The following is a 23,735-nucleotide window of genomic DNA, read 5'->3' on the forward strand; positions in this document are numbered from 1 at the left end:
GGACACGGATGCTCCCCTGACATTATGTTTCATGAGCTGATCAATTTGATATATATACTTTGCATAAAGCATATTTTTTACTGAAAAATGACATATATACGTTCATGCTACTGCAAAATGTATATGCAGATCCCTGTTGGTTGTGTTATCGCTCCTTTCCATAAGAAGGACGTTTATAGGGGCCTGTTTTCGGCTCGTCCGGCGTCATTTTCATGGTGCTTCCTGCCCTGACAGGGCTGTGAGGCGCGTTTTTGTGGATCATCTCCTTGTATTGAAGAGATTTTGCAGTGAGGGACACAGAGATGACAAAGCAGGCCGGTGTTTTGAGCCCCGGAGATCTTGAAATGGTTGTGCAGGAAACGGCGCCGTCCCGCAGTGGGTTGCGTCTTGGGGCTCTGACAGCCTTGGTCGTTGGTTCGATGATTGGTGGCGGTATTTTTGCGTTGCCGCAGAACACCGCCAGCAGTGCCGCGCCTGGTGCCATGCTCATTGGCTGGACAATCAGCGCCTTGGGCATGCTTGCCCTTGCGTGGGTTTTCCGTCTTCTTGCTGATCGCAGGGCTGACTTGGACGGGGGCATCTATGCCTATGCCAGGGCCGGGTTTGGTAACTATGTTGGTTTCTTGTCAGCTTGGGGGTACTGGATCAGTGCCTGGATCGGGACAACCAGCTACCTTGTTTTGTTGCTCAGTACGCTGGGGTATTTCTTTCCTGTTTTTGGGGATGGTAACACCCTGTGGGCTGTGATTGCAGCCTCCGCACTGCTCTGGGCCGTGCATGCCATGGTGCTGCGTGGTATTACCGGTGCTGTTCTTGCCAACCAGGTTGCAACGGTTGCCAAGGTTATTCCCTTGATCCTGTTTGTCATCATTGCCGCCACGGCTTTCCAGCTGGATATCTTTACAACTGATATCTGGGGTGCTGGCAGTACGGATCTGGGCAGTGTCATGGACCAGGTTCGTAACATGATGCTGATTACAGTCTGGGTTTTTATCGGTATTGAAGGGGCTGGTGTTTACTCGGCACGTGCCCGGCGGCGTTCCGATGTCGGCAAGGCGACAGTTCTGGGGTTTCTTGGGGTTATGGCCCTTCTGGTTTCTGTCAATGTGCTGTCTATGGGCATTATGTCCAGAGCGGAACTGGCAGGACTCAAAGACCCCTCCATGGCATATGTTCTGGAGAGTGTTGTTGGTCCCTGGGGAGCCGTTCTGGTCAGTGTCGGGCTGGTGATTTCCCTGCTTGGTGGTTTGCTGGCCTGGATGCTGCTGTGTACCGAGATTTTGTTCTCGGCATCAAAAGGCAGAAGCATGCCGGCTTTCTTGCGTCAGGAGAATGCAAACCGGGTTCCTGCCAATGCCCTGTTCTTGTCCAATGTCATGATCCAGATTTTTCTGGTCCTGACCCTGTTCAACGAATCAACGTATCTGGCCTTGGCATCTCTTGGTACCTCGATGATTCTGGTGCCTTATCTGTTATCTGCTGTTTTCGCCTTGCGCTGCGGTATGCGTGGTGAGTTGTACGGGCACGGTGTTGCCGGTCGCCGACGTGCGATGTGTGTGACAGGCTTGGCTGCCCTGTATAGTTTGTGGTTGCTGTATGCTGCCGGTGTTGACTATCTGCTTTTGTCTGCTCTTTTGTATACGCCGGGCATTGTCCTATATGTGCAGGCCAGAAGAGAGCTGCGTGAACCGGTCTTCAGGCGTCGGGAGGGTGTCCTCTTTTCCCTGCTGTTGGCCGGTGCTGTTGTTGCGGGATCGATGCTTTACGCCGGTTATCTCAGCCTCTGAGTGAGCCAATCGAGCACGCCCCCGCCCAAGAAGCAGGACGGGGGCAATTGTTTCAGAATGTCAGGCGCTGCAGGAAATACCGCCATCCCTTTTTGTCATGCATTTCATGTCTTGATTGCCCATGGCCTGTATCTGTGATCAGGCCCAGTTTTGTGGCGACTTTGGACGCGATGTCCATATACGCACGGGCATGAGGTCCATTGGGTGACGATACAACGCTTGGTCTGCCGCTGTCTGCATCTTGGCGAATGGTGGCAGCCAAGGGAATTTCGCCCAGAAAATCCACACCCATCTCTTTTGCTGTTTGTCGTGCCCCGCCGTGGTCAAACACGTCTTCGCGATGTCCGCATTGCGTACAGATGTGATAGCTCATGTTTTCGACAATGCCGAGGATGGGAACTTCGACCTTGTTGAACATACCCAGCCCCCTGCGTGCATCAAGCAGAGCAAGATCCTGAGGGGTGGAGACGATCACAGCCCCTGACAGTGCCAGCTTCTGGCTGATGGTGAGCTGCGTATCGCCCGTGCCTGGTGGCATGTCGATAATCATGATGTCGATATCATTCCATCGGGTATCACGCAGCATTTGCTCCAGAGCCCCCATAACCATGGGACCACGCCAGACGAGGGGGCTGTCTTCCTCCACCATGAAGCCAATCGACATGATTTTCAGGCCCATGCTTTCTGCGGGGATCAGGCCCTTGTCGTCACTGCTCAGGCGCTGTCCTCGCAAACCGGTCAGGCAGGGGATGCTTGGGCCATAGATGTCAGCGTCAAACAGGGCAACAGAAAGCCCCAGATGCTTCAGCGCCAAGGCAATGTTCACCGCTGTTGTCGATTTGCCAACACCACCCTTTCCCGATGCGACCGCGACAATTTTCTTTACTTCCGGCATGGGAATATGGCCTTGCACTTTCGGTCTGCTTTTCTTTTCCGGGTTGGTATGGGCGGTCAGCACAACAGTGGCAGCTTCAACACCGGGCAGGTCGGCGATGACCGTTTCCGCTGCCTGCCGTAAGGGTTCCAGTGATGAACCCAGTGCAGGCGGAACAACCAATGTTACCACGACATTCTGATTGGTGATGGTGATGCTTTCAACCCATCCTGCCGAGACGGGATCCCCGGCTTCGGGATGGGAAACCGTGCGCAGTGCATCGGTGATATGGTTCCTGTCGGGGGACAGCATTCCTGAAAACTCCGTGTCTACTCTGGTGTTGCAGATGTTCGGTGCATTGCGTGGGGCTGCTTCATGACCTATAAGGCTTGCACGGAGACTTTGTTCCGTACGGTTCCCGGGGCGGCAGGTAAGTGCTTTGGGGCCGGTTTTGCTTTTGTGACTGTAGCGGATTGTACACCATGTCCGGTGCACCATAGCGGCAGATCCGATGTCATTCGAGAAGGAATTGTGGTAATGGCCTCTAACAATCAGGGCGGCCCATGGGGCGGAAGTGGCCCCGGTGGTGGTAACGGGGGAAACAATCCCTGGGGGCGGCGTGGACCCCGCAGTGGGAATCAGCCACCGGACATTGATGACTTGCTTCGTCAGGGCCAGGATCATCTGCGTCGTATGCTTCCCGGGGGCTTTGGTTCAGGACGCGGGACCGTTCTTGTCGTCCTTGCTGTTCTTGCGGCGTGGATGCTGACCGGTTTGTATCGGGTTAATCCTGATGAACAGGGCGTAGAGTTGTTGTTCGGGCGTTATGTCAAGACAACGGGGCCCGGTCTGAACTACTGGTTTCCGGCTCCATTGGGTGAGGTTGTTACCCCGCGTGTTACAGAGACCCGCCAGATCAGCATTGGCTCCCGCGAGAATGCACGGTCTCTTCTGGCACCCCGCGATACAGTGCGCGGAGAGCTGGCTGCTGCAACCAGCCAGATGTTGACCGGCGACCAGAACATCATCGATCTGGATTTTATTGTTCAGTGGCGTATTCGTGAGGCGGGCGAGTTCCTGTTCAACATCCGCGATCCCGAGCAGACTGTGCGGGCTGCGGCTGAGAGTGCCATGCGTGAGGTCGTGGGGCAGACCCCGCTGGAGATGGCCATGACAACCGGACGTGCCGAGATACAGAGCCGTACGCGTGAGTTGTTGCAGAGCATTCTTGACAGTTACCATGCCGGCATCACGATTCTGGATGTGAAGCTCCAGAAAGCAGATCCGCCGCAGGATGTGATTGATGCCTTTAACGATGTCCAGCGTGCGCGCCAGGACAAGGAGCGTCTGCAGAACGAAGCTCAAGCTTACAAGAACGATATTATCCCGCGTGCCAAGGGGGAGGCCGAGCGTATGCAGCAGGAGGCTTCTGCCTACCGGGATCGTGTTGTCAAGGATGCTGAAGGTGAGTCGGCACGGTTCCTTTCTGTTTATGAAACGTACCGCAATGCCCGTACAGTCACGACAGAGCGTTTGTATCTGGAAGCCATGCAGGATGTCCTGAAAAACTCTGACAAGATTCTGCTGGGCCATGGAAATGCTGCCGGGCCTGGCGTTGTGCCCTATTTGCCATTGCCGGAGCTGAAGCGTACCGAGCGCGCAGCCGGACAGGAGAAAGCCCGATGAACAACGGAAAACTTGTGCTTGGTGGTGTGGCAGCGTTTGTGTTGCTGCTGCTGGTTTCCGGGGCTTTGTTTACTGTGCGTCAGACCCAGCAGGCTATTGTGCTGCAGTTCGGCAATCCGGTTCGAGTTATTCAGGAACCCGGTCTGCATGCCAAGATTCCGTTTGCCCAGAATGTGATCTTGTACGAGAACAGGGTGCTGGAACTTGACCCACCGACCCAGGAACTGCCCCTGATCGACCAGAAACGGATCATCGTTGATACCTATGCCCGCTACCGTATCGTCAACCCACTGGAATTCTACAAGACGGTGCGGACCGAGAGCGGTTTGCGCGATCGTCTGGGCGGAATTCTGAATGCAGCTGTGCGTGATGAGCTTGGTGAGTCTGATCTTGCCGATCTTTTGACACAAAAGCGTGGTGACGTGATGCGGCGGATCACCCGTGCGGTGCAGGTTCGTGCTCCGGAATTTGGTATCGAGATTGTGGACGTCCGCATTGGTCGTACCGATTTGCCCCAGCAGACATCCCAGTCTGTTTTTAACCGGATGCGATCCGACCGCGTGGCCCAAGCTGCTCAGTTGCGGGCCGAGGGTGAGGAGTTGAAGGCCAAAATCCAGGCTGAAGCCGACCGCGAGCGGACAGTTCTTCTGGCAGAAGCCCGCCGCGTTTCCGAGGTTCTGCGTGGTGAGGGCGATGGGGAGCGGAACCGTATTCTGGGCGATGCCTATGGCCGTGATCCCGAGTTCTTCCGGTTCTATCGGTCCATGGAAGCGTATCGCAATGCGCTGGGCAATGGCGGTACTGCAATGGTCCTGAGTCCTGATTCCGAGTTCCTGAAGTATTTTGATCGATCTGGTCCGGCGGGTAGTTCCGTCCGTTAGTCTTGATTCCGAAGGGAAGGGTCGGTCAGGCCGGCCCTTCTCGGGCAAGACGGCTTCTCATACCTTGTTCTTTGTGTAGTGTTTGGGCTTTGGTGTGAGAAAGCAGGAAAATCGGGCATATGGTGTCCGGGAAACTTTTGTTATGTTTCGCAGAGGGTCCTGATTCCCGGCAGGATGCTGCGTCAATGGAGGTTCTCGTGACTTTTGGGCCTTCCCTTAAAGCAAGGCAGCTGGTTCCCGTGTGGTTCCGGTGCGCGCGTGCGCTGTCTGTTCTGGTCTTGTCTGCTGCCTTTCTTGCATTGCCATCCGGTTTTACCGGCCTGGCCTCGGCACGCAGTACAACAACCAGCGTGGCTGATCTTGCCGAGCGGTTGTTGCCGGCGGTTGTCAATATTTCAACATCGCAGACCCTTTCAGCAGAGCGTATGCCGGATCTGCCGCAGTTCCCGCCAGGCTCTCCGTTCGAGGATTTTTTCAAGGAATTTTTTGAACGTGGTGCGCCCGGGAATCCCCATGGTGGGCGCAGGGCGACATCACTCGGTTCCGGGTTCATTATTGATCCTGAGGGCTACATCGTGACGAATAACCACGTTATTCAGGATGCTGACGAAATAACCATTATTCTGTCTGATGAGACGGCTTTGAAGGCGAAGCTGGTTGGTCGTGACAGCAAGGTTGATATTGCGTTGCTGAAGGTTGATGCCAAGCGCAAATTGCCTCACGTTGAATTTGGTGATTCCGACAAGGCCAGAGTTGGGGAAGAGGTTATTGCCATCGGTAATCCCCTTGGCTTGGGTGGCTCTGTTACAACCGGGATTATTTCGGCCAAGACGCGGGATATCAACTTCGGACCCTATGACAGCTTCATACAAACGGATGCAGCCATCAACAAGGGTAATTCCGGGGGGCCCCTGTTCAACATGGATGGCCAGGTGATCGGGGTCAATACCTCAATCTATTCGCCGTCTGGGGGGAATATCGGTATTGCCTTTGCGGCCCCGTCCAATTTATTGCGACAGGTTCTGGATGATATTCGCAAGTATGGCCGTACCCGGCGCGGATGGCTGGGTGTCCGTATCCAGAGTGTTACAGACGAAATTGCCGAGAGTATCGGGTTGAAGAAAGCGTACGGTGCCCTTGTCGCTTCGGCCGAGGCGGGGAGCCCTGCCGAAAGTGCAGGTATCCAGTCCGGCGACGTTATTATCGAGTGGAACGGCAAGGAAGTGAAAGAGATGCGTCGCTTGCCGGTGATGGTTGCAGAAACGGAGATCAACCAGAGTGTCCCCGTTGTTGTCTGGCGCAATGGCGAGCGGGTGAAGATCAAGGTCAAGGTTGGCGAGCTGAAGGATGATGAGCCATTGCCTGTGGCAGGGGCAGAGGAGGGGGCTGGTCCCGCTGATCAGGGTGCCATTGTTCAAAGTCTCGGGTTCTCGTTGTTGCCCTTGGGGCAGGCAGAAAAGAAGCGCTATAACATTCCTGATGATGCCAAAGGGATGATAGTAGCGGATGTTTTACCTTCCGGTGCTGCGGCAGAGAAAGGGATACGCCCTGGTGATGTCCTTGTCGAAGTCAACCAGAGTGCGGTTGCCTCTGTCGCCGAGGTAGAGGAGCAGATCAAGAAGGTACGCGAAAAGGCAAGGAAGTCTGTTCTTCTGTTGTTCCAGAACGCATCAGGCATGCGTTTTGTTGCCTTGCCAATAACCGGTTAATCGTTACCTGGTTTCCCCTGTAGGTCGGTCGCGCTGTCCGGCCTACAGGTCTCCCTTCCACGCGCTGTCGTGGGTCGGAACCCGTTCCAGAAGTCCGTTCTTGACCAAGCGGCGCTGGATAACGCGCCCTTCGCCCTGCGGGGGCGTATCATCTGACTCCGGTGCCGTGCGGGAGAACGCGATCTCGATACTGCCCAGATCGTGGCTGACCCAGTTGGCTTGCAGGGATCCGTCTTTCTTTGCTCCGTCAGGGCCTGTGCTCAGTTCGATACGCAGACGTGCATTGTTGGCATCAACCAACGTGAAGACAGCGCCTTTCTTTCCGTCCTGCGCATCACGCTCGTTGCGTGTTGCCTTGGTTGGCATGGAGAGATCAACCTGTGGAGACTTCATCCGGACAATCAGATTTTCCAGCCTCTCGCGGATATACAGGGCTTCCTCTGATCGAGCACCGTCGAACATCTGATCCATTACTTTGGCAACCAGTGTGCCGTCCGGACCCGTCGAGCGCAGGATTTCTGCTGACATACGCGTCTTCAGAAGGCCATCCAGGCGTTCCTCTACCAAGCGGCCAGCCCCCGGTGTGGCGTGGTTAAAAAAACCGCCGAGTGCTTGGGCCAGCTTGGTCTTTTGCGCATCATCACCCGTGTTGCCGGTTCCCGTATCCTGTTCGGCAACGGATTTTTCTATGGCCTGTGCTTCCGCGGAGTTGATGCCAGACAGAATATCAACCCATCCCTTCGCTTCGCCGGTTCGGTCCTTGTCTGTGATCTCATTCTTTTGATCAATGAAGGATTGCCCGTTCAGAACAGCGCGCTTCAAGGCCCGCAATGCTTTTGAGTCCAAGGTTTCTGTAACCCATGCCAACTTTCCGACAGGTGGTACATCGACATCTTGTCCCAGCAATTTCCCGATAGCACTGCGCGAGAGTGCCACTTCGGATGCATTGCCAAAGCGGGACGACATGTTCTGACCCGGGGTTCCGGCACTTTCCAGGGCGGCCTGGTTTCGGGCAGCTGCCAGAAGGCGTGCCGAAGCGCCAATGCCCTGACCATAGAGAGCCAGAAGATTACCCGTCTGAATGGGGCCAAGCAGGCCGGAGAGCATAGAAGGTTTCATGAACGTAGACCTGTTTTCTTCAAGGCATCCGGTCCGGTAAGGCCCTGTGGGCTACCGGTTCTCTGGCCATCAGCAGCAATATTCATGCCTGGAAGAAATTGGTCCTGCTAACAGTGGGATAGAGATGTCTCCGTCATCCCTTGTCGGCAAGGATTGCCGCCCGGTGGGCAGTTCTGTGCCGTGAAAGCGACAGGGCCACCCTGAGGCAGCCCTGTCGTACCGGTTTTTGATATCCAAGGTAGGCGTTCAATCCAGTTCCTGGCGTCCCATCTGGATAAATTTATCGCGACGCTTTTGACGCAGAACCCCCGGTTCCATGGTGATCAGTCCTGTGAGGTGGCGTTCTATGGCCTCTCCGACAGCCTCGATAGCCGAGCGTGGCATACGGTGCGCCCCGCCCAAGGGCTCGGGGATAATTTCATCGACAAGACCCATCCGGTGAAGGTCTTGAGCCGTCAGGCGCATGGATTCAGCAGCGACCTGTGCCTGATCGCCTGATCGCCACAGAATCCCGGCGCATCCTTCTGGCGATATAACAGAGTAGATGGAATGCTCCAGCATGAGGATTGTGTTGGCAGCGGCCAAGGCGATAGCACCGCCGGACCCACCTTCCCCTATTACGACGGAAATCAGCGGAACCCGGATATCCAGGCATGTTTCCACAGAGCGGGCAATGGCTTCGGCCTGTCCCCTTTCCTCGGCATCCAGGCCGGGGAAAGCGCCCGCAGTGTCGACCAGTGTCAGGACCGGAAGGCCAAAGCGATCGGCCATCTGCATCAGGCGCCGGGCTTTCCGGTATCCTTCCGGGCGGGCCATGCCGAAGTTATGGCGCATCCGTGTTTCGCCATCGTGCCCTTTTTCCTGACCCATGACCATGACCGAGCGCCCGCGGAACCGTCCAATGCCGCCAATGATGGCTTCATCCTCTCCAAACTGGCGATCCCCGGCCAGGGGCTGGAAATCTTCGATAAGTGCACGAAGATAGTCCACAAAATGGGGCCGCTCAGGATGACGGGCAACCTGTGTCTTCTGCCATGGGGTCAGGCGTGCATACGTCTCACGCAGCCGTCTCTCGACCTTGTTTTGCAGGCGGGCGACCTCTTCGGCGATATTGAGACCTTCTCCGTCACCCATGTGACGAAGGTCCTCTATTTTACCTTCCAGTTCAGCGACTGGTTTTTCGAAATCCAGAAAGTTCATGGATCCGCACTACACTGCCTTCAGAAAATGGAGCCTACGTCTAGCACAGGGTTCCCGGGGCGGCGACGGGAAAATGCATGTCCTGCGCCGAAACATGCCCGGACCCACCACGCTGTTGCTGTTTACGGGGCACTCAGGGGGGCACGCAATCCTCTGACCAGGCTTTCATAATCCGGCTCTTTTTCAGGATCCAGAAGTCCATGACGTAGGGCAAAGTCAAGAATAACCAAGGCGACATTGAATTTGGCATCCTGACTGCGGCGTACTTGTTCGATCAGCTCCTCTGCGGGAATCAGCTCGAATCGTTCGACCTCGCCGTCTGTGTTGCGCGGCACAAATGATGCGGGAAGTTCCAGGTCGAAACAGAACAGGGTATCCCGGCGAATACCCCATGCATTGTCCATCATATACGACACGGCACCGACCGGTCGGGCTGCGGCCGCAATATCCGCGGGCATGCCGGCTTCCTCTGCCGCTTCCTTGCGCAGATTGTCCAACAGGCTCAGGCCGGCTGGTTGTCCGCCGGCAATCATGCTGTCGAGTTTACCCGGGTCGAGTGTCTTGCTGGCAGAGCGAATGCCGGTCCAGATCATGATACGACCATCGGGTTGGCGGACATACCCGTTGACGTGGATACCCCATGCCAGAAGCCCCAGCATGGCAACGTATCCCCTGTCGATCTGCATCAGGTCGGGATTATGGAATGCCGTGCGGACGGCATACAGTTCATGGCGGCTTCGGGGGGCTTTTCCTTGTGCTGTCAATGTGTCCAGAACCTGCGCAGCAGCTTGTGTTCGTTGTGCCGGTGTCTTGTGCGTCGCGGCGACTCTGACCGTGTCAGATGTAACGGTGAAGATATCCGGAAAAGCGGACAGAGCCTCTGCGTGGTCATGCCGCACCATGCCAACCGGGTGGCCGGCAACGCTGAGGGGACGATACAAATGAGGTGTCCAGGCGTTGCAACGCTTGATGTGATCCTGGAAAGTCATGAACGGGTTCCGGTTCTCAGAGAGCTCCCCCAATCAAAAAAGGAAGGTTGGATTTTTGCAAGATTGTTGTGTGATGTTTCGGTGTTTGCCCTGCGTGAAAGGATCAATCACCATGGCGTGACAAGCTCTTTCCTTTTGTCCCATTATGGGCATCTGTTTGCTGCATCCTGCTCTTGATCGGGAGTTTCTCCATGATGGCCCTTGTCGTTGTTTTTTGCCTTGCAGGCTTGCTGACCTCGTTGTGGTTGGGCGGGGCTGTCCTCTACATAGGCTCCCTTGTCGGATGGGACAGCCTGATGCTTTTGCCGCCATCGGACATGGCTGTTCTTGTTGCGGGTACTTTTGGTCCGGTTGTTGCCCTGTGGCTGCTGGTTGGCTTCATCAACATGGCGGCTTCCGGGCATCGGCAGGAGCATGTTCTCAATACGCTGGCCCAGCAGTCGCGTCATACTTCCGATCATGTCGAGGCCCAAGTGCGCACCCTTCTGCAAATGCAGGCCGACAGCCGCCGTCAGGCAGCCGTAGAGGGAATGGAGCTGGCACTGCGTGACCTGAATGCGCATGCGTCGCTTTTGGCAGAGCGGCTGGGCATGGTCAGTACCGCCGAGGCAGAAACGCTGTGGGGGCGCACGGTATCCGGTGATGTGTGGGCCTTTGCCCAGGCTTTTCTTGTGCGCGCGGCTGCTTACCCTGAGTTTGCCGGTATGTTGGCCGAGCGTGCTCTGGGGGACCCTGTATCAGTTCAGGCCCTGCACTGTTTTATCCGCCGCTGCGAAGCCTTGCGGCACGAGGTTCAGCAGCATGACCTCCACCCGCTGTTCGGGCAGGTTATTGAGGAGGGGCCTCTTGCCCGTCTTCATACCCTGTTTCTGGATCTTGCGGACCGTATCGAAATTTTGCGCGATGTTAAGGTCGGATCTGCGGATTCTTTCTCTTCGACGGTCGAGGACGTGGTGCGCCAAAGGGTTTCATCCTCGCTGGGTGATGACTCCTCGTTACTGGAGCAAACAGATTTTGGCGACGAGAATGATCCGGCCGTTCCCGAGCCTGAACCTGTTTATGGCTCTGGCTCCCGCGCTTCTGCATCGCCTCGCACATCTGGTCTGGATCGCCTCCATGATGCCTTGGCCCGTATGGGGGGCGGAGGGGCCTATTCGTCGAGTACTCTCGGAGACGGGGCTACGGGGCTTCCCGAACGGCCTGTGCAAGGTGAGAAAGGTGTTCTTTCTCGTGAGGCACAGCACCCGGCGTCAGACGCGGTTGTATAATTCTGATATTAGGTATGGGGACCCTTGTGTCCGGTGTTGTGGCAGGGTCCCATCCGTATAAAGGCAAGGATATTGGGAGCTTTTCTGGAGAAGATGTGGGCCTTGTTTTCCCGCCAGCCATCGGGCAGGAAGCAACGGCGCAAAGGCAGGGCTGGCGTTGCGGCCACCCGGGTGGGTGCTCCTTCTCCACCCGATTCTAAACCTCAAGATGTTGCTGGTGGCGCTGAGAATACCCAAGATAGCTTCGGGGAGGTTCCAAAGGAGTATCCCATGACTCCGGAGCGTGCAGAACTTATCCGGCAGGCAAAGGATATTCTGCAGGCCAAGCAAAAAATGATCGAGTCCCTTCCAGAGCCACAGCGCCACAAACTGGCTCTTCTGGCTCATTTGATGTTGTCCATACAAAGCCGGCAGGACAAAAGCGAAAAATCCTAGCCTGCCTGTTTGTGGAATATCCGCTACTATGTCCTGTCAGAAGTTGACGTATGAACGGACGGGCAGAGCGGATGGGCAAAGGTCCTGTAACCGAGGCCGATCTCCTGAAGCGGGAGTTGCGAGGCCTTTTCGAACACATAAAGCGTATGCGCCTTGAAATTGCGTCGATTCGCCGCCCCGGATCCACGGACGAGGACGACCACTTCGCCAAGATGTCCGACGAACTTGATGCCATTGTTAATGCGACAGAAACAGCAACCGACAGCATTATGAGTGGTGTCGAGGAGCTTGACGACCTGTTGACTGGCCTCAGGAAGCATATTGCCGGTAACAGTGAAGCGTTGGAAACCCTTGACCGTGTGCCAGCCCTGACGGCCAATATCTTTGAAGCCTGTTCTTTTCAGGATATTACGGGACAACGAATCAGCAAGGTTGTCCGCTCGCTTCAGTATATCGAGGAGCGGGTCAATACCCTGATCAATATGTGGGGTTCCGATTCGTTGGCTGATGCCGATGTCGATGAAAAGCCCATTGATTTCGAGAAGTCGCTGCTCAATGGTCCCCAATTGCAGGGGAAAGGGGTCAGTCAAAAAGATGTTGATGCCATGCTGGGTGGGGGCGCTGCACAGGCACCGAAAGCCCCCGTTCCTCCTCCGCAACCCCCTGCAAAAGCAGAATCCGCACCTCCTGCGGCAAAGGCTCCTCCCAAGCCCCCTGCAGCGCCTGCGAAGCCATCGTCCGGCGATGATAACCCGGGGAATGGAATGGGGCAGGGAGATATAGATAATTTGTTCGGCTGACGATACATCTTGACGAAAGCTGGGCGTATAGCTAATAACCCTCCCTCCTGCTTTCCGTTCAGGCCTGAAGAAGACAAGAAAAGGATACGAACCATGGCTCGTCGTTGCATTGTTACCGGCAAAGGCGTTCAGACCGGCAACAACGTCAGCCACGCCAACAACAAGACCCGTCGTCGCTGGCTGCCAAACCTCCAGGAAACAGCCTTGGTGTCCGAGGCACTGGGCGAGTCGGTTGCGATCCGTGTCTCTGTCCATGGACTTCGGACAATCGAGCATCGCGGCGGCATTGATGCTTATCTGCTTGGCATGGCCAACACCAAACTTCCGACTGACCTGCGTCGTTTGAAGAAGCGTATTCAGGCTGTCAAGGCCGCCTGATACCGACCTTCTTCAGGGTCTATGTTTGATGTAGAAAGCTCGGCTGCTCATAAGCCGGGCTTTCTGGCCTTTTTTTAAATCCTTCTTCATTTCCCGAGGGTATGCTGAGAAGCTATCTCCACGGGGGTGCCGGTGTATAGCCTTTCTGAGTCGCCGTTCTTTGCTGATGGGGCTGTCTGGTCTGCTGAGGGGCAGTATGTCGAGGAAAAAGGCATCGTTCTGCCCGCGCATGGATCGTGGCGTGTCCGTCATCGTCGCCTGCGGCAAAGAGATCGATCTGCGGATGATGAATCTCTTGATGTGCCGAGCCTTGCCTCTCCTCGTTTGGTTTGGTACATCGAGGCGGATCTGAGACTAATAACTGCCCAGGGCGACTTTGGAGCTATGCGCGGGGTTATCTCGGTCGATCCTCCTACAGAAAAGCGTCCGCGTGATGCGTGGTGGGAATGGTCCAGTCCCGGCATCGGGACATTGGGTGGCCGTTATACCCGTGTTGGTGATACCATCATCAGTCAAGGTGCAACAGATGATGGTGTGCATGTCCTCACCGAGTGCTTCCTGATATCAGAGTCCGGCATAATAGGGGTCGTACGCGGTGTTTTATCCCGTGACGGGGAGACAATCGCGTCGTGGGGATTGACTCTGAGTCTTGAGTAAGAGGTTGAGCTTACTGTACACCTGATAACTGTTCCGGGTGTGCCATTCAGGGTCTTCGCTGTTTTCCGGCGTGGTGCCTCCGCTCTCCCTGTTGAGAGGTGTCAAACAGGGCTGAAACTTGCTTCAGTACGGCCCCTCCAAGCTCTTCTGCATCCATAAGGGTTATGGCGCGGCGATAGTAGCGGGTGACGTCATGCCCAATGCCAATTGCGAGCAGGTCAATCGGGCTGCGGTTCTCGATCCAGGTGATGACGCTGCGGAGGTGCTGTTCCAGATAGGTTCCGGGATTTGCGGACAGGGTCGAGTCATCAACGGGAGCGCCATCCGATATAACCATCAGGATACGGCGTTGCTCCGGGCGGCCAATAAGCCTCTGATGGGCCCATAGAAGGGCCTCGCCATCGATATTCTCCTTCAGAATTCCTTCCTTCAGCATCAGGCCAAGGTTACGGCGTGCCCGTCGCCATGGTGTGTCCGCACTTTTGTAGATGATATGGCGTATATCATTCAGGCGTCCGGGGTTGGCTGGTTTGCCATTTTGCGTCCACGCTTCGCGCGCTTTTCCACCTTTCCATTGGCTGGTTGTGAATCCCAGAATCTCCACTTTGACGCCACAGCGTTCCAATGTTCTGGCCAGAATGTCAGCGCTCATGGCGGCAACTGTGATCGGGCGTCCGCGCATGGAGCCGGAATTATCAATCAGCAGGGTTACAACGGTGTCACGAAACGCGGCGTCACGTTCCTGCTTGTACGACAGGGACAGCGCTGGGTTGGCAACAACGCGGGCCAGGCGTGCTGAGTCAAGGATACCTTCTTCCAGATCAAAGTCCCATTCCCGCAGCTGTTGTGCCATCAGACGCCGTTGCAGACGATTGGCCAGGCGCGCCACAACTCCGCGCAGGTGATTCAATTGCTGGTCCAGCTGAAAGCGAAGACGAGCCAGTTCCTCGGGGTCGCACAGTTCATCGGCACTGCGGATCTGGTCGAATTCTGTCGTATAGACGTGGTATTTTTCGTCTGCAGGTCTATTGTGCCCCGGCCCCGGTGGATGTGTCTGTGATGGTGCAGACATCTCTTCCTCAAGCAGAGAGGCTCCGGAACTTTCCGTCTCTGTCTCCTGCTCTGCGGGGGTTGTATCCCCGGTTTCCAGGCTGTCGCTGGACTGATCCCCTGTGTCTTCTGCTGTGGAATCCGGGTTCTGTGCATCTGCCCCTTGGTCAGCGGAGGACTGCTGGTTCTTGTCCTGCGTGTCAGATTCAAGAGATGCTCCGTCTTCTTCTTGATCCCTGTTGTCGTCTGCTTCAATGCCAAGATCATCCAGAAGCTTGCGTATGGTGGCCGCATATTGCTTCTGATCTGTCAGGCTGTTTTTAAGAATATCCAGCCAGTTATCTAGGGGACCGAGGGATTCCGTACAGAGATCGAGGATGTATTGTTCTGACGTACTGGAGGGAACAATACCAAGATGGCGGTGGAAGGCTGCATGCACCAGATCAGCCATCGCGATGCTTCCGGGGTCAGTGACAGAGCAAAGCTCTTCAGCACTGAGCCTGGCTTCTGTTGCTGCGGCCAGATTCAGGGCTGTTCCGGGCAGGCGTATGGCACCAAGAGCCTCGACCCTTGCCTGTTCCAGGGCATTGTAAACAGACCGGGCATCTTGTCCCTGTGGCATCCGTCTTGCGTGCACGGATGGATCATGATGGCGCAGCTTCAGGGCAATGGCATCGGCCATACCGCGCAGACTTGCTCTGTGGTCAGGGTTGTCTGATGCTGGGGAAGAGGGGAGTGGCAGGCGGACCTGGTCATGAAAGATCCCTGCTGCAGGTGTGATGCCATGTGCATTGACCGGCGTATAACTGACCAGAAGTTCGGACCGGCCGCTTAGAGCGCGTACACAGGCTGCTGTTGCACGCTTGAGGGTCTCGACGGGGGTTTCCTGGCCATCAAGAGGTTTATTCGACATGCGGGCCCGGTGGTCCCCTCCTGCCGAAGATGGCGCGGGAGGATGCGGGCGAGGTGGCGGTTCAGTCATCAGGCAATCTCGACGCACGACAGGAGGGAGAACCCGTTTGATCCTGTTTATTTTTCAGGGCTGGGGTACAACAGCGCGAAGGGCCGAGGACGGCAGCTCTTCGCCAAAGCAGCGCTGATAGTATTCTGCCACGACAGGCCGTTCCGCTTCATCACACCTGTTCAGGAATGTGACGCGGAATGCGTAGGGTATACTACTGAATATGCAAGCATTTTCTGCCCACGTCAGAACCGAGCGCGGGCTCATGACGGTGGAGATATCTCCTGCTATGAAGCCGGCCCGTGTCAGGTCAGCAACAGAAACCATCTGGGATATGGTTCTGCGTCCGGTTGCGCTGTCATATTCTGGCATTCTAGACACCATGATTGCCACTTCGGCATCGTGTTCCAGGTAGTTCAGGGTTGCCACGATATTCCAGCGGTCCATCTGCCCCTGGTTGATCTGCTGGGTTCCGTGATAGAGCCCCGTGGTATCCCCCAAGCCGATGGTGTTGGCCGTTGCAAAAAGGCGGAAGGCCTTGTGTGGACGGATGACCCGGTTCTGATCCAGAAGGGTCAGCTTGCCTTCCACTTCCAGTACTCTCTGAATGACAAACATGACATCCGGACGGCCGGCATCATATTCATCAAAAACCAGGGCACAGGGATGTTGAAGCGCCCACGGCAGGAGACCTTCGCGGAATTCTGTGACCTGTTTACCGTCGCGCAGCACAATGGCGTCTTTTCCGATCAAATCAATACGACTGACGTGGCTGTCCAGGTTGATCCGAATGCATGGCCAGTTCAGCCGGGCGGCCACCTGTTCAATATGGGTTGATTTCCCGGTGCCATGATACCCTTGGATCATGACCCGCCTGTTGTGGTGAAATCCGGCCAGTATGGCCAACGTTGTGTCGTGGTCGAAGCAGTACCCCGGGTCTAGGTCGGGAACGTGGTCCGAGGAGGTGCTGAAGGCCGGAACCTGCATGTCACTGTCAATACCGAAGACCTCACGGACAGACAGTGTCCGGTCGGGAAGATCGGGCAGGGGGGCCTTGGAAAGATCCATCGGGGAAAGTCTCCGGTCACATGGCGTTATAAGAGGGGAGAAGAAGGCGTGGGAAGTGAGGGCACAGGCAGGAGGATAATCCTATCCCGGAGCCTTGAGTCCAGCGAGAAGGGTATGATAGGCATCACTAATGGTTTTGAATCGCTCTTCGGCGTCCGGGTCATCATGATTCAGGTCCGGGTGGTGTTCCTTGACCAGCGCCCGATAACGAGTCCGCAGTTCATTGATGTCAAGCGGAAGGTGCAGGCTCAGCGTCTCCAAGGCTTTTCTTTCTTCTGGATTATCAGGCTGTGGTTTGTGGCCATTTCTGTGCCATCGGCTTCGTCCCGCCTCGGCTTCGTCCCGTTCAGGGTCAAAGAAACCAAAGTGGTCGCGGAAGCGTGCGGAACCATTGCGATCTGCACCTCCCCCCAGTGTTCCAAGCTTCCAGGTTGGTCTTTGCCACGTGTAATCCTTGCGGATTTCATCCTCCAGCTCTTGGGGGCTCATATTATCATAGTAATTCCATTGCCGATTGTAGCTGCGAACATGGTCCAAGCACAACCAGATATAATCTGTCAGCCCACGGTCACGCGGTGCCCGATATTCCCCCTGCTGCGAGCAACCGGGCATCGCGCAGGCATGCGTCTCCGGGCCGCTTGCAGTGCGTGTGCGGCCAAAAGGGTCAAACGGATCAGGGGCGCCCGGGGCCCCGTTTTCGGGCTTTCTGTTACGCATGCAACCACTATAGACAGCCATTTTCCTTTCAGGCAAGCTGCAGGCCGTGGTCCGTGCCGGAAGGTTGACCTTCGTTTGCCATCCAGCCAGTTTCTCCAGCTTTTCTTTGCCTTTTCTGTTGTGGTGTTTCATGACCTTTCGCGACCGCATACACAGCAAGCTGACTGTGGCCCTGTCTCCGGTTTTTCTGGACATCAGGGATGATTCCGCGCGTCATGCCGGTCATGCAGACCGGATTGCCGCGCTGGCTGAACGGGGTGCCGGCGCAGGGCATGCGCCCTTGGACGATAGGGGCGAGACGCACTTTACGGTAACTGTTGTGTCGGCTGCATTTGAGGGGAAAAGCCGCGTGGAGCGCCAGCGCTTGGTTTATGCCCTGCTTGCTGACGAATTGCGGGAACGTGTTCATGCCCTTTCGATAATGGCCCGCACACCTGCTGAGGCATCCACCCTCTAGATTCCTAGCTGTTTCCCGGTGGCGTGTCTGTTTGCGGCCATTCCCGGGCAGCAACGCTTCCTTCTGCTCTCAGAGCGTAGCAGCTGTCCATCAGTGCCGGGGGAAGAGAGCGTTTCTGGTGTGCAGGTTGCTCGGGATCCACTCGTGCAGACATGATTGTTTGAATAGCGGTTGTTGCCAAGGGACGCAGTAGCTCTGTCAGATGGGTACAGCCGCATGGGCCTTGCAGAAGGCTGCGAACATGTTTCTCAAACCCCTTTCCGATTGTTAGGCCTTCCAGCTTTTTGTACGCCGATGCAATGTTCGGACATTCGTGGAATGGAGCGTGTTGAGTTACGGCCTGTGCCCCGTGAATAAGAAGGCTGCTGTCGATAGTCAGAGCGTATCGTCATGCCGTGAAGTGGTTCTCCGGCTTTGATTGTGCCTCTGTCGCGATTGGAGAAATCATAGGTTTTTGTGTCGTGCAGGCTGGCCTCGACATCCCACAGGCCATCTTGGCGCAGGTATCCCAGACATTCGATACGACGTGTATGGATCAGGGACCGTGGGGTGTCAGCGGGGCATGAGGGCATATCAGATGTCCAGTATCGGTAGGTGGTGGAGTGGAGATCCCAAGGTATATCTCCCTCCACCGCCGGATACAGGGATCAGCCCCCGGTTCCGTAACCATCACCGCCGATATAGCTCTCGCAGCTCTTGATGGTACTTTCAAGTTCACCTTGCACAACAGCGTATAAATCCCGCACGGACACGATACCCACTGCATTTCCACGATCATCAACCACCGGAAGATGGCGGTATTTGTGTTGTCGCATCATATGCAGGGCGTCCTGTGCCTGGTCGCCAGGCCGAAGGGTATCCGGATCTGCCGTCATGACATCACCGACCTTCGTGTGGTCAGGATCCAGCTGTGCAGCTACAACACGTTTTGTGATGTCCTGCTCTGTCATAATACCTTTCAGGCGTGTGCCTTCGGTAATCATGACAGCAGCAACACCTTTCTCCGCCATCAGGCGTGCTGCGTCGCGTACAGAGAGAGAGGAGGATACGGTAGCCAGCGTTTGTTCGTTGATAACATCAGGTACGATTCTGGGCATGGACTTGTCTCTCCATCTTGTTTCCTGTCTCCGCTTCGCCTGATGGCGATGGTGTACGGGGACAGGATCCGTGCCTTGATGTGCAATCATAGAGGGATAAGTGGTCAGGCCACAACACTAACATTTCATCCGAAATGTGTGTTCGCACGGAACAAGCGCCAGCATACGATTTATGTGTCGCAGCAGGCTAGATTGCAGATGGACTACGTTCTTCGATTATTTTTCCGGGACAGAGATTCCAACACCTAGGTAGGTCAAACCCAATCCAGGTTAAAGGCGCTGACAATGTCGTTATTATCTTCATCCTGTTCTTCGGATGTTTCTGCCAGAACAGGTGTGGTCGCAAAAACGTGGGCCCGTGACAGCAAGCTTGCGCTGACCACGATATTGGACACCAAGTATTGTTTCCCGTTATGGGCCGGGCTGACAAGGATTGCCGGGCTGTCTTCCGGCCATTCTGCAATTATTTGAGCCATAGAAACACCTTTCCCTGCCGGCCGAACAAACCGCCGGTATGCATAGAGACAATCGTGATTATCAGGAAAGCAGCCCCCGGGAGTTTTTTGACTCCCGGAGTCTCCTGTTTTTCCCGGGATTATCCGGGAAGGCTACGGGGTATCAACCCTTGGCAGCCTCGGCCTCGCGAGCCTTTACGTTGGCTGCGATGTCTTCGGCAATACGTGCCGCACGACCGCGACGGTCACGCAGATAGTACAGTTTTGCCCGGCGCACCTTGCCGCGGCGAACCAGTTCGATACGATCAACAGCAGGCGCATACAGGGGGAACACACGTTCCACGCCTTCCCCGAAAGAAATCTTCCGAACGGTAAAGTTGGAGTTGATGCCTGCATTCTTGCGTGCGATCACAACGCCCTCGTACGCCTGCAGGCGTTCACGGGTGCCTTCGACCACCTTTACATACACGCGAACGGTGTCGCCCGGGGTAAAGGCCGGAATCTTCTTGCCTTCGGTCAGTTTGGCAATCTGTTCCTGGTCAAGTTGCTCAATAATGTTCATGGAACTAACCCTCTTGCTCTTGCTTCTGTGCACAATACCGTTCCCACAAATCAGGACGGCGGTGCCGGGTAATGTATTCCGACTGAACGAGCCGCCATTGGGCAACCCGCGCATGGTGCCCCGAAAGCAGAACCTCCGGGACAACCCGGCCTTTCCAGTCGGCAGGCCGGGTATAGAGTGGGTACTCCAAGAGCCCCCGCTCGAAACTTTCTTCTTCCAGCGACTCCGCTTTCCCAACGACGCCGGGTAACAAGCGAACAACGGCGTCAACCAAGGCCATGGCCGCAGTTTCGCCCCCGGTCAGGACAAAGTCACCCAAGCTGACTTCCTCCATGTCCCAAGCATCTATCACCCTTTGGTCTACCCCCTCATACCGTCCGCACAGGAGCGTGAGGGAAGGCTCAGCGGCCAGTTCCTTGGCCAGAGCCTGATTCAGGAGCTTTCCCCTGGGTGACAGGTACAGAAGGCGCCCGGGGCGAGGCTTTACGGCCCCAAGGGCAGCATCAATGACATCGGGTTTCATAACCATGCCGGCCCCCCCACCAAAGGGGGTGTCGTCCACCGAGCGGTGTTTATCGCTCGCGAAGGCGCGGATGTCCACTGTTTCCAGAGACCACACTTCATCCGTCATGGCCTTTCCGAGAAGAGAAAGTCCCAGAGGCCCCGGAAACATCTCGGGAAAGAGGGTCAGAATCCGGACAGAAAAAGGAGCCTGATTGCCCTTCGCATGCGCAGCATCAGCACCCGCATCCATCAATGCCAGTCCTCTTCGGGCCACTCATCCGTGCGAATCACGGACTCGTTATCACGAATCGGGGGCTTCTTTTTCACTCGTGGGGGCTGGTCCCGGGAATCGGCGGCCGGAGCTACCGGAGCCTCCAGAAGTCCGGGGACAGGATTAATAACGATGCGCCCTGAGGCAATATCGACGGTTGGCACAGTTTTATGGGTAAACGGGATCATGGCTGCCCCACCCGTGTCGCCTCGAATCTCAAGGATATCTCCGGCACCAAAATCATACAGGGCGCCAACAGTTCCAACCTTGGTGCCATTGGGGAAGAAAACGGGCAGACCAAGCAAGTCAGAGTGGTAGAATTCTTCTTCGTGATCCGGACAGGGCAGGGCATCACGGTCGACGTACAGCCTCTGCCCTTTCAGAGCATCGACAGCTGAACGATCATTGACGCCCTCGATTCGGCATAGAATCGAGCCTTTTGCCCTGCCGGTGATTTCTAGGTCAAAAACCCGGGAACCGCTGAGGTCGGTCAGGGGGCCATAGGCCCCCAGGTCTTCGGGCGTTGCTGTAAAGGATTTGACCTTCACAAGCCCACGTACGCCATGTGCGCCCACGATGACACCAACACATATACGTTGGTTGGATTCATCGTTAGCGGAATGCACAGGTTCCCGGATCATGACCGCAAAATCCTCGGCCGTCTTATTCAGAGGCGGCTTCAGCAGCAGCGGCTTCGGCAGCAGCCTTGGCGCGCTCTTCAGCCATGCGCAGGCGTTCCTGAGCCTTGGCACGGGGCTGGTTCTTCTTGGTCTGAGCCGGGATGGCAGGGGTCTTCACAACGCCGGCCAGGCCAAGGATACGCTCGACACGGTCGGATGGAACAGCGCCCTTTGCAATCCATTGCCGGGTTACTTCATCCTGCACGCGGATGCGATCTGGGTGATCGGCAGGGAGCCTGGGGTCATAGGTGCCGATCTTCTCGATGAAGCGGCCATCACGTGGTGCGCGGGAATCAGCAACAACAATGCGGTAGAACGGCTTTTTCTTGGCACCACCACGGGCCAGGCGAATACGAAGGGACATATGTGTTTCCTCAAGACAGTTGATACGGGGTTGTGCTGGTGTGCATAACCCAAGTAAACCTCAGCGTTTCTTGCCACCTTTACGTGACATGGAACGCAGAAGATCAGGGGGAAGCTTCCCCGGTAGCCCGGGCATTGCGCCCGGAAATCCCGGCGGGAGCCCACCGGAGAATTGAGACAGATCAGGAATCGCATTGGCTTGGCCGGTCGGATCAGCTTCAGCAGGCAGTGAACCTTTGCCGAACAGGCCACCAAGGGCCCCCATCAGGCCTTTCTTGCCCCCCATTTTCCGCATCTGCTTCATCATGTCCGCCATTTGCTGATACTGCTTCAGCAGGCGATTGACATCAGCGACGGTAACCCCGGCTCCGGCCGCAATGCGCCGTTTCCGGCTTGCTTTCAGAAGGTCTGGTTTGCGCCGTTCCGTCGGGGTCATGGAGAGGATAATGGCTTCCTGCCGGGCAACCATGGTGTTGCTGATGTTGGCATTCTCGATTTGCTTTTTCATTTTTGAGATGCCGGGCATCAGGCCAAGAAGGCCCTTGACGTCTCCCATCTTCCGGATCTGGCGGATTTGGCCCAGCATGTCGGCTAGGTCGAACTTGCCCTCCATCATCCGGGCGGCCAGTTTCTCGGCTTCGTCCTGGTCCAGTGATATGGCAGCTTTCTCGACCAAGGCCACAACATCGCCCATTCCCAGAATGCGGGAGGCGATGCGATCCGGGTGGAAATCATCCAAGGCATCGAGTTTTTCACCGACGCCGATCAGTTTGATGGGGCAGCCAGTGACCGCACGCATTGAAAGGGCTGCCCCCCCGCGGGAGTCCCCGTCCATGCGGGTCAGGACAATGCCCGTAACGCCAACCTTTTCATTGAATTCGCGGGCCAGGGTAACGGCGTCCTGGCCAATCATGGCGTCTGTGACCAGAAGTGTCTCTGCCGGTGTTGTTATGTCCCGGACGGCAGCGACTTCAGCCATCAGCTCACTGTCAATGTGCAGCCTGCCGGCAGTATCAAGTATTACAACATCATAACCGCCCTTGCGGGCCTCGCTCATGGCCCGTGTTGCAATCGCTACCGGCATTTCGCCGACGATGACCGGCAGGGTGTCAACGCCGGTCTGTTCGCCCAGAATGCCAAGCTGCTGTTGCGCTGCCGGACGATACACATCCAGCGAGGCAAGCAGGACTTTTTTTCGCTCACGGGTCTTGAGACGCAGGGCAATTTTCGCCGATGTCGTTGTTTTACCTGATCCCTGCAGGCCAACCATTAAAATGGGCACGGGCGGTGTGCGGTGGATGTTCAGGCCATTGTCGCCTTTACCACCCCCAAGCATGTCAACAAGGGCGTCGTTGACAATCTTGACAACCATTTGCCCAGGGGTAACAGAGCGAATTACCTCTTGTCCGATCGCCCGTTCCTGTACGGCAGTAATGAAATCCTTGACGACGGGGAGGGCGACATCCGCCTCCAGAAGCGCGACTCGAACCTCCCGCATTGCATCAAGAACATCCTTCTCGCCAAGCGCACCGCGCCCGCGAAGTTTGTCAAAGATGGTTCCCAAGCGTTGCGACAGGCTGTCAAACATTCTTCTTTCCGTATCCTTTTTCCCGCTCTACCCCGTGTTCCCGGTTATGCTGGAGGATCTTCCTGTTGAACAACAGGAAACGCGCCAGTGCGCGTATCTTCGCGGACTGGCGGACCCCCTCGGGAGGAAAAGGAACCCGAAGCAGAGAGAAACCGGTATTTTCCGGTCCGGGCTTCATA

Annotated in this window: 27 protein-coding genes; 10 read left to right on the top strand and 17 right to left on the bottom strand. The window is 56.1% G+C overall.

From position 1 onward, the window contains the following. Positions 1 to 302 precede the first annotated feature (302 nt). Positions 303 to 1,787, top strand: coding sequence for an arginine-ornithine antiporter (gene arcD, locus HEQ72_RS06720; protein ID WP_245184229.1), 1,485 nt, complete (start codon positions 303 to 305; stop codon positions 1,785 to 1,787). A gap of 52 nt (positions 1,788 to 1,839) precedes the next feature. On the opposite strand, the gene apbC is transcribed toward arcD, so the two are convergent. Next, positions 1,840 to 2,973, bottom strand: a complete 1,134-nt coding sequence (gene apbC / locus HEQ72_RS06725; RefSeq protein WP_168019404.1) for an iron-sulfur cluster carrier protein ApbC — start codon at positions 2,971 to 2,973, stop codon at positions 1,840 to 1,842. A 225-nt stretch (positions 2,974 to 3,198) separates the two neighbouring features. On the opposite strand from apbC, the gene hflK reads away from it, so the two are divergent. The 3 genes from hflK (at position 3,199) to HEQ72_RS06740 (ending at position 6,937) form a co-directional block, all read left to right on the top strand. Beyond that, a complete protein-coding gene (gene hflK, locus HEQ72_RS06730; RefSeq protein WP_168019403.1) occupies positions 3,199 to 4,347 on the top strand; it encodes an FtsH protease activity modulator HflK in 1,149 nt (382 codons plus the stop codon). Continuing rightward, positions 4,344 to 5,228: a protease modulator HflC gene (gene hflC, locus HEQ72_RS06735; RefSeq protein WP_168019401.1), complete on the top strand. Its 885-nt coding sequence runs from the start codon at positions 4,344 to 4,346 to the stop codon at positions 5,226 to 5,228. Before hflK ends, hflC begins: the two co-directional genes overlap by 4 nt. 197 nt (positions 5,229 to 5,425) lie before the next feature. Beyond that, complete coding sequence (locus tag HEQ72_RS06740; RefSeq protein WP_322099491.1) at positions 5,426 to 6,937, top strand: Do family serine endopeptidase; 1,512 nt, start codon at positions 5,426 to 5,428, stop codon at positions 6,935 to 6,937. A 42-nt stretch (positions 6,938 to 6,979) separates the two neighbouring features. Here the strand turns inward: HEQ72_RS06740 and HEQ72_RS06745 are convergent, their stop codons facing one another. The 3 genes from HEQ72_RS06745 to HEQ72_RS06755 form a co-directional block, all read right to left on the bottom strand. Beyond that, positions 6,980 to 8,056, bottom strand: a complete 1,077-nt coding sequence (locus HEQ72_RS06745; RefSeq protein WP_168022932.1) for a hypothetical protein — start codon at positions 8,054 to 8,056, stop codon at positions 6,980 to 6,982. Positions 8,057 to 8,302: 246 nt separating this feature from the next. Continuing rightward, complete coding sequence (locus HEQ72_RS06750; protein WP_168022933.1) at positions 8,303 to 9,256, bottom strand: acetyl-CoA carboxylase carboxyltransferase subunit alpha; 954 nt, start codon at positions 9,254 to 9,256, stop codon at positions 8,303 to 8,305. Positions 9,257 to 9,378: 122 nt separating this feature from the next. Further along, complete coding sequence (locus HEQ72_RS06755; protein ID WP_168019395.1) at positions 9,379 to 10,245, bottom strand: DUF4743 domain-containing protein; 867 nt, start codon at positions 10,243 to 10,245, stop codon at positions 9,379 to 9,381. Positions 10,246 to 10,436: 191 nt separating this feature from the next. Between HEQ72_RS06755 and HEQ72_RS06760 the strand changes: the two genes are divergently transcribed. From HEQ72_RS06760 to HEQ72_RS06780, 5 genes are all read left to right on the top strand, one after another. Next, on the top strand, positions 10,437 to 11,513 hold the full coding sequence (locus tag HEQ72_RS06760) for a hypothetical protein (protein WP_168022934.1): 1,077 nt from the start codon (positions 10,437 to 10,439) through the stop codon (positions 11,511 to 11,513). Positions 11,514 to 11,783: 270 nt separating this feature from the next. Further along, a complete protein-coding gene (locus HEQ72_RS06765) occupies positions 11,784 to 11,948 on the top strand; it encodes a hypothetical protein (RefSeq protein ID WP_168019393.1) in 165 nt (54 codons plus the stop codon). Positions 11,949 to 11,998: 50 nt separating this feature from the next. Continuing rightward, positions 11,999 to 12,748, top strand: a complete 750-nt coding sequence (locus HEQ72_RS06770) for a protein phosphatase CheZ (protein WP_245184231.1) — start codon at positions 11,999 to 12,001, stop codon at positions 12,746 to 12,748. Between the two features lie 93 nt (positions 12,749 to 12,841). Continuing rightward, positions 12,842 to 13,126, top strand: coding sequence for a 50S ribosomal protein L28 (gene rpmB, locus HEQ72_RS06775; RefSeq protein WP_066132596.1), 285 nt, complete (start codon positions 12,842 to 12,844; stop codon positions 13,124 to 13,126). 132 nt (positions 13,127 to 13,258) lie between these two features. Further along, a complete protein-coding gene (locus HEQ72_RS06780) occupies positions 13,259 to 13,783 on the top strand; it encodes a hypothetical protein (protein ID WP_168022935.1) in 525 nt (174 codons plus the stop codon). 46 nt (positions 13,784 to 13,829) lie between these two features. Here the strand turns inward: HEQ72_RS06780 and HEQ72_RS06785 are convergent, their stop codons facing one another. The 3 genes from HEQ72_RS06785 to HEQ72_RS06795 all read right to left on the bottom strand — a co-directional run bounded on the left by HEQ72_RS06785 (position 13,830) and on the right by HEQ72_RS06795 (position 17,711). Then, on the bottom strand, positions 13,830 to 15,746 hold the full coding sequence (locus tag HEQ72_RS06785; RefSeq protein ID WP_168022936.1) for a cobaltochelatase CobT-related protein: 1,917 nt from the start codon (positions 15,744 to 15,746) through the stop codon (positions 13,830 to 13,832). Between the two features lie 123 nt (positions 15,747 to 15,869). Further along, entirely contained in the window at positions 15,870 to 16,862 is a 993-nt protein-coding gene (gene cobS / locus HEQ72_RS06790; RefSeq protein ID WP_168019387.1) for a cobaltochelatase subunit CobS, read from the bottom strand. A gap of 81 nt (positions 16,863 to 16,943) precedes the next feature. Then, positions 16,944 to 17,711: a J domain-containing protein gene (locus HEQ72_RS06795; RefSeq protein WP_245184233.1), complete on the bottom strand. Its 768-nt coding sequence runs from the start codon at positions 17,709 to 17,711 to the stop codon at positions 16,944 to 16,946. Between HEQ72_RS06795 and HEQ72_RS06800 the strand changes: the two genes are divergently transcribed. Beyond that, complete coding sequence (locus tag HEQ72_RS06800; RefSeq protein ID WP_168019385.1) at positions 17,710 to 18,036, top strand: BolA family protein; 327 nt, start codon at positions 17,710 to 17,712, stop codon at positions 18,034 to 18,036. The two genes, HEQ72_RS06795 and HEQ72_RS06800, sit on opposite strands and share 2 nt — an antisense overlap. Positions 18,037 to 18,040: 4 nt before the next feature. Here HEQ72_RS06800 and HEQ72_RS06805 read toward each other — a convergent pair whose 3' ends face one another. The 10 genes from HEQ72_RS06805 to HEQ72_RS06845 form a co-directional block, all read right to left on the bottom strand. Continuing rightward, on the bottom strand, positions 18,041 to 18,391 hold the full coding sequence (locus tag HEQ72_RS06805; protein ID WP_322099498.1) for a DUF2889 domain-containing protein: 351 nt from the start codon (positions 18,389 to 18,391) through the stop codon (positions 18,041 to 18,043). Then, positions 18,285 to 18,608, bottom strand: a complete 324-nt coding sequence (locus tag HEQ72_RS11735) for a DUF2889 domain-containing protein (protein ID WP_322099492.1) — start codon at positions 18,606 to 18,608, stop codon at positions 18,285 to 18,287. Before HEQ72_RS11735 ends, HEQ72_RS06805 begins: the two co-directional genes overlap by 107 nt. Before the next feature lie 75 nt (positions 18,609 to 18,683). Then, a complete protein-coding gene (locus HEQ72_RS06810) occupies positions 18,684 to 19,133 on the bottom strand; it encodes a CBS domain-containing protein (protein WP_168019383.1) in 450 nt (149 codons plus the stop codon). A gap of 254 nt (positions 19,134 to 19,387) precedes the next feature. Continuing rightward, entirely contained in the window at positions 19,388 to 19,609 is a 222-nt protein-coding gene (locus HEQ72_RS06815) for a hypothetical protein (RefSeq protein ID WP_168022937.1), read from the bottom strand. A 142-nt stretch (positions 19,610 to 19,751) separates the two neighbouring features. Further along, the gene (gene rplS, locus HEQ72_RS06820) at positions 19,752 to 20,150 is read right to left on the bottom strand and encodes a 50S ribosomal protein L19 (protein ID WP_168022938.1); all 399 of its coding nucleotides are present in this window, start codon (positions 20,148 to 20,150) and stop codon (positions 19,752 to 19,754) included. A gap of 4 nt (positions 20,151 to 20,154) precedes the next feature. After that, a complete protein-coding gene (gene trmD / locus HEQ72_RS06825; RefSeq protein WP_168019381.1) occupies positions 20,155 to 20,904 on the bottom strand; it encodes a tRNA (guanosine(37)-N1)-methyltransferase TrmD in 750 nt (249 codons plus the stop codon). Then, positions 20,904 to 21,566, bottom strand: a complete 663-nt coding sequence (rimM, locus tag HEQ72_RS06830; RefSeq protein WP_168019380.1) for a ribosome maturation factor RimM — start codon at positions 21,564 to 21,566, stop codon at positions 20,904 to 20,906. The genes trmD and rimM overlap by 1 nt, the downstream gene beginning before the upstream one ends. Positions 21,567 to 21,588: 22 nt before the next feature. After that, the gene (rpsP, locus tag HEQ72_RS06835) at positions 21,589 to 21,969 is read right to left on the bottom strand and encodes a 30S ribosomal protein S16 (RefSeq protein WP_066132565.1); all 381 of its coding nucleotides are present in this window, start codon (positions 21,967 to 21,969) and stop codon (positions 21,589 to 21,591) included. Between the two features lie 60 nt (positions 21,970 to 22,029). Next, positions 22,030 to 23,556, bottom strand: coding sequence for a signal recognition particle protein (gene ffh / locus HEQ72_RS06840; protein ID WP_168022939.1), 1,527 nt, complete (start codon positions 23,554 to 23,556; stop codon positions 22,030 to 22,032). Further along, positions 23,549 to 23,734: a hypothetical protein gene (locus HEQ72_RS06845; protein ID WP_168022940.1), complete on the bottom strand. Its 186-nt coding sequence runs from the start codon at positions 23,732 to 23,734 to the stop codon at positions 23,549 to 23,551. The genes ffh and HEQ72_RS06845 overlap by 8 nt, the downstream gene beginning before the upstream one ends. Position 23,735 lies beyond the last annotated feature (1 nt).

The sequence above is a fragment of the Haematospirillum sp. 15-248 genome, from assembly GCF_012102665.1.
Taxonomy (GTDB): Bacteria; Pseudomonadota; Alphaproteobacteria; order Rhodospirillales; family Rhodospirillaceae; genus Haematospirillum.

Excerpts from the sequence above, each read along its gene's own strand:
- apbC (WP_168019404.1), bottom strand. The coding sequence starts at position 2,973 with ATGCTGTCCCCCGACAGGAACCATATCACCGATGCACTGCGCACGGTT.
- hflC (WP_168019401.1), top strand. The coding sequence starts at position 4,344 with ATGAACAACGGAAAACTTGTGCTTGGTGGTGTGGCAGCGTTTGTGTTG.
- HEQ72_RS06760 (WP_168022934.1), top strand. The coding sequence starts at position 10,437 with ATGATGGCCCTTGTCGTTGTTTTTTGCCTTGCAGGCTTGCTGACCTCG.
- hflK (WP_168019403.1), top strand. The coding sequence starts at position 3,199 with ATGGCCTCTAACAATCAGGGCGGCCCATGGGGCGGAAGTGGCCCCGGT.
- rpsP (WP_066132565.1), bottom strand. The coding sequence starts at position 21,969 with ATGTCCCTTCGTATTCGCCTGGCCCGTGGTGGTGCCAAGAAAAAGCCG.
- HEQ72_RS06810 (WP_168019383.1), bottom strand. The coding sequence starts at position 19,133 with ATGCCCAGAATCGTACCTGATGTTATCAACGAACAAACGCTGGCTACC.
- ffh (WP_168022939.1), bottom strand. The coding sequence starts at position 23,556 with ATGTTTGACAGCCTGTCGCAACGCTTGGGAACCATCTTTGACAAACTT.
- HEQ72_RS06800 (WP_168019385.1), top strand. The coding sequence starts at position 17,710 with ATGACCTTTCGCGACCGCATACACAGCAAGCTGACTGTGGCCCTGTCT.
- rimM (WP_168019380.1), bottom strand. The coding sequence starts at position 21,566 with ATGATCCGGGAACCTGTGCATTCCGCTAACGATGAATCCAACCAACGT.
- HEQ72_RS06815 (WP_168022937.1), bottom strand. The coding sequence starts at position 19,609 with ATGGCTCAAATAATTGCAGAATGGCCGGAAGACAGCCCGGCAATCCTT.
- rpmB (WP_066132596.1), top strand. The coding sequence starts at position 12,842 with ATGGCTCGTCGTTGCATTGTTACCGGCAAAGGCGTTCAGACCGGCAAC.
- HEQ72_RS06755 (WP_168019395.1), bottom strand. The coding sequence starts at position 10,245 with ATGACTTTCCAGGATCACATCAAGCGTTGCAACGCCTGGACACCTCAT.
- arcD (WP_245184229.1), top strand. The coding sequence starts at position 303 with ATGACAAAGCAGGCCGGTGTTTTGAGCCCCGGAGATCTTGAAATGGTT.
- HEQ72_RS06845 (WP_168022940.1), bottom strand. The coding sequence starts at position 23,734 with ATGAAGCCCGGACCGGAAAATACCGGTTTCTCTCTGCTTCGGGTTCCT.
- HEQ72_RS06770 (WP_245184231.1), top strand. The coding sequence starts at position 11,999 with ATGAACGGACGGGCAGAGCGGATGGGCAAAGGTCCTGTAACCGAGGCC.
- HEQ72_RS06765 (WP_168019393.1), top strand. The coding sequence starts at position 11,784 with ATGACTCCGGAGCGTGCAGAACTTATCCGGCAGGCAAAGGATATTCTG.
- cobS (WP_168019387.1), bottom strand. The coding sequence starts at position 16,862 with ATGGATCTTTCCAAGGCCCCCCTGCCCGATCTTCCCGACCGGACACTG.
- HEQ72_RS06750 (WP_168022933.1), bottom strand. The coding sequence starts at position 9,256 with ATGAACTTTCTGGATTTCGAAAAACCAGTCGCTGAACTGGAAGGTAAA.
- HEQ72_RS06795 (WP_245184233.1), bottom strand. The coding sequence starts at position 17,711 with ATGAAACACCACAACAGAAAAGGCAAAGAAAAGCTGGAGAAACTGGCT.
- trmD (WP_168019381.1), bottom strand. The coding sequence starts at position 20,904 with ATGGATGCGGGTGCTGATGCTGCGCATGCGAAGGGCAATCAGGCTCCT.
- HEQ72_RS11735 (WP_322099492.1), bottom strand. The coding sequence starts at position 18,608 with ATGCCCTCATGCCCCGCTGACACCCCACGGTCCCTGATCCATACACGT.
- HEQ72_RS06785 (WP_168022936.1), bottom strand. The coding sequence starts at position 15,746 with ATGTCGAATAAACCTCTTGATGGCCAGGAAACCCCCGTCGAGACCCTC.
- HEQ72_RS06745 (WP_168022932.1), bottom strand. The coding sequence starts at position 8,056 with ATGAAACCTTCTATGCTCTCCGGCCTGCTTGGCCCCATTCAGACGGGT.
- rplS (WP_168022938.1), bottom strand. The coding sequence starts at position 20,150 with ATGAACATTATTGAGCAACTTGACCAGGAACAGATTGCCAAACTGACC.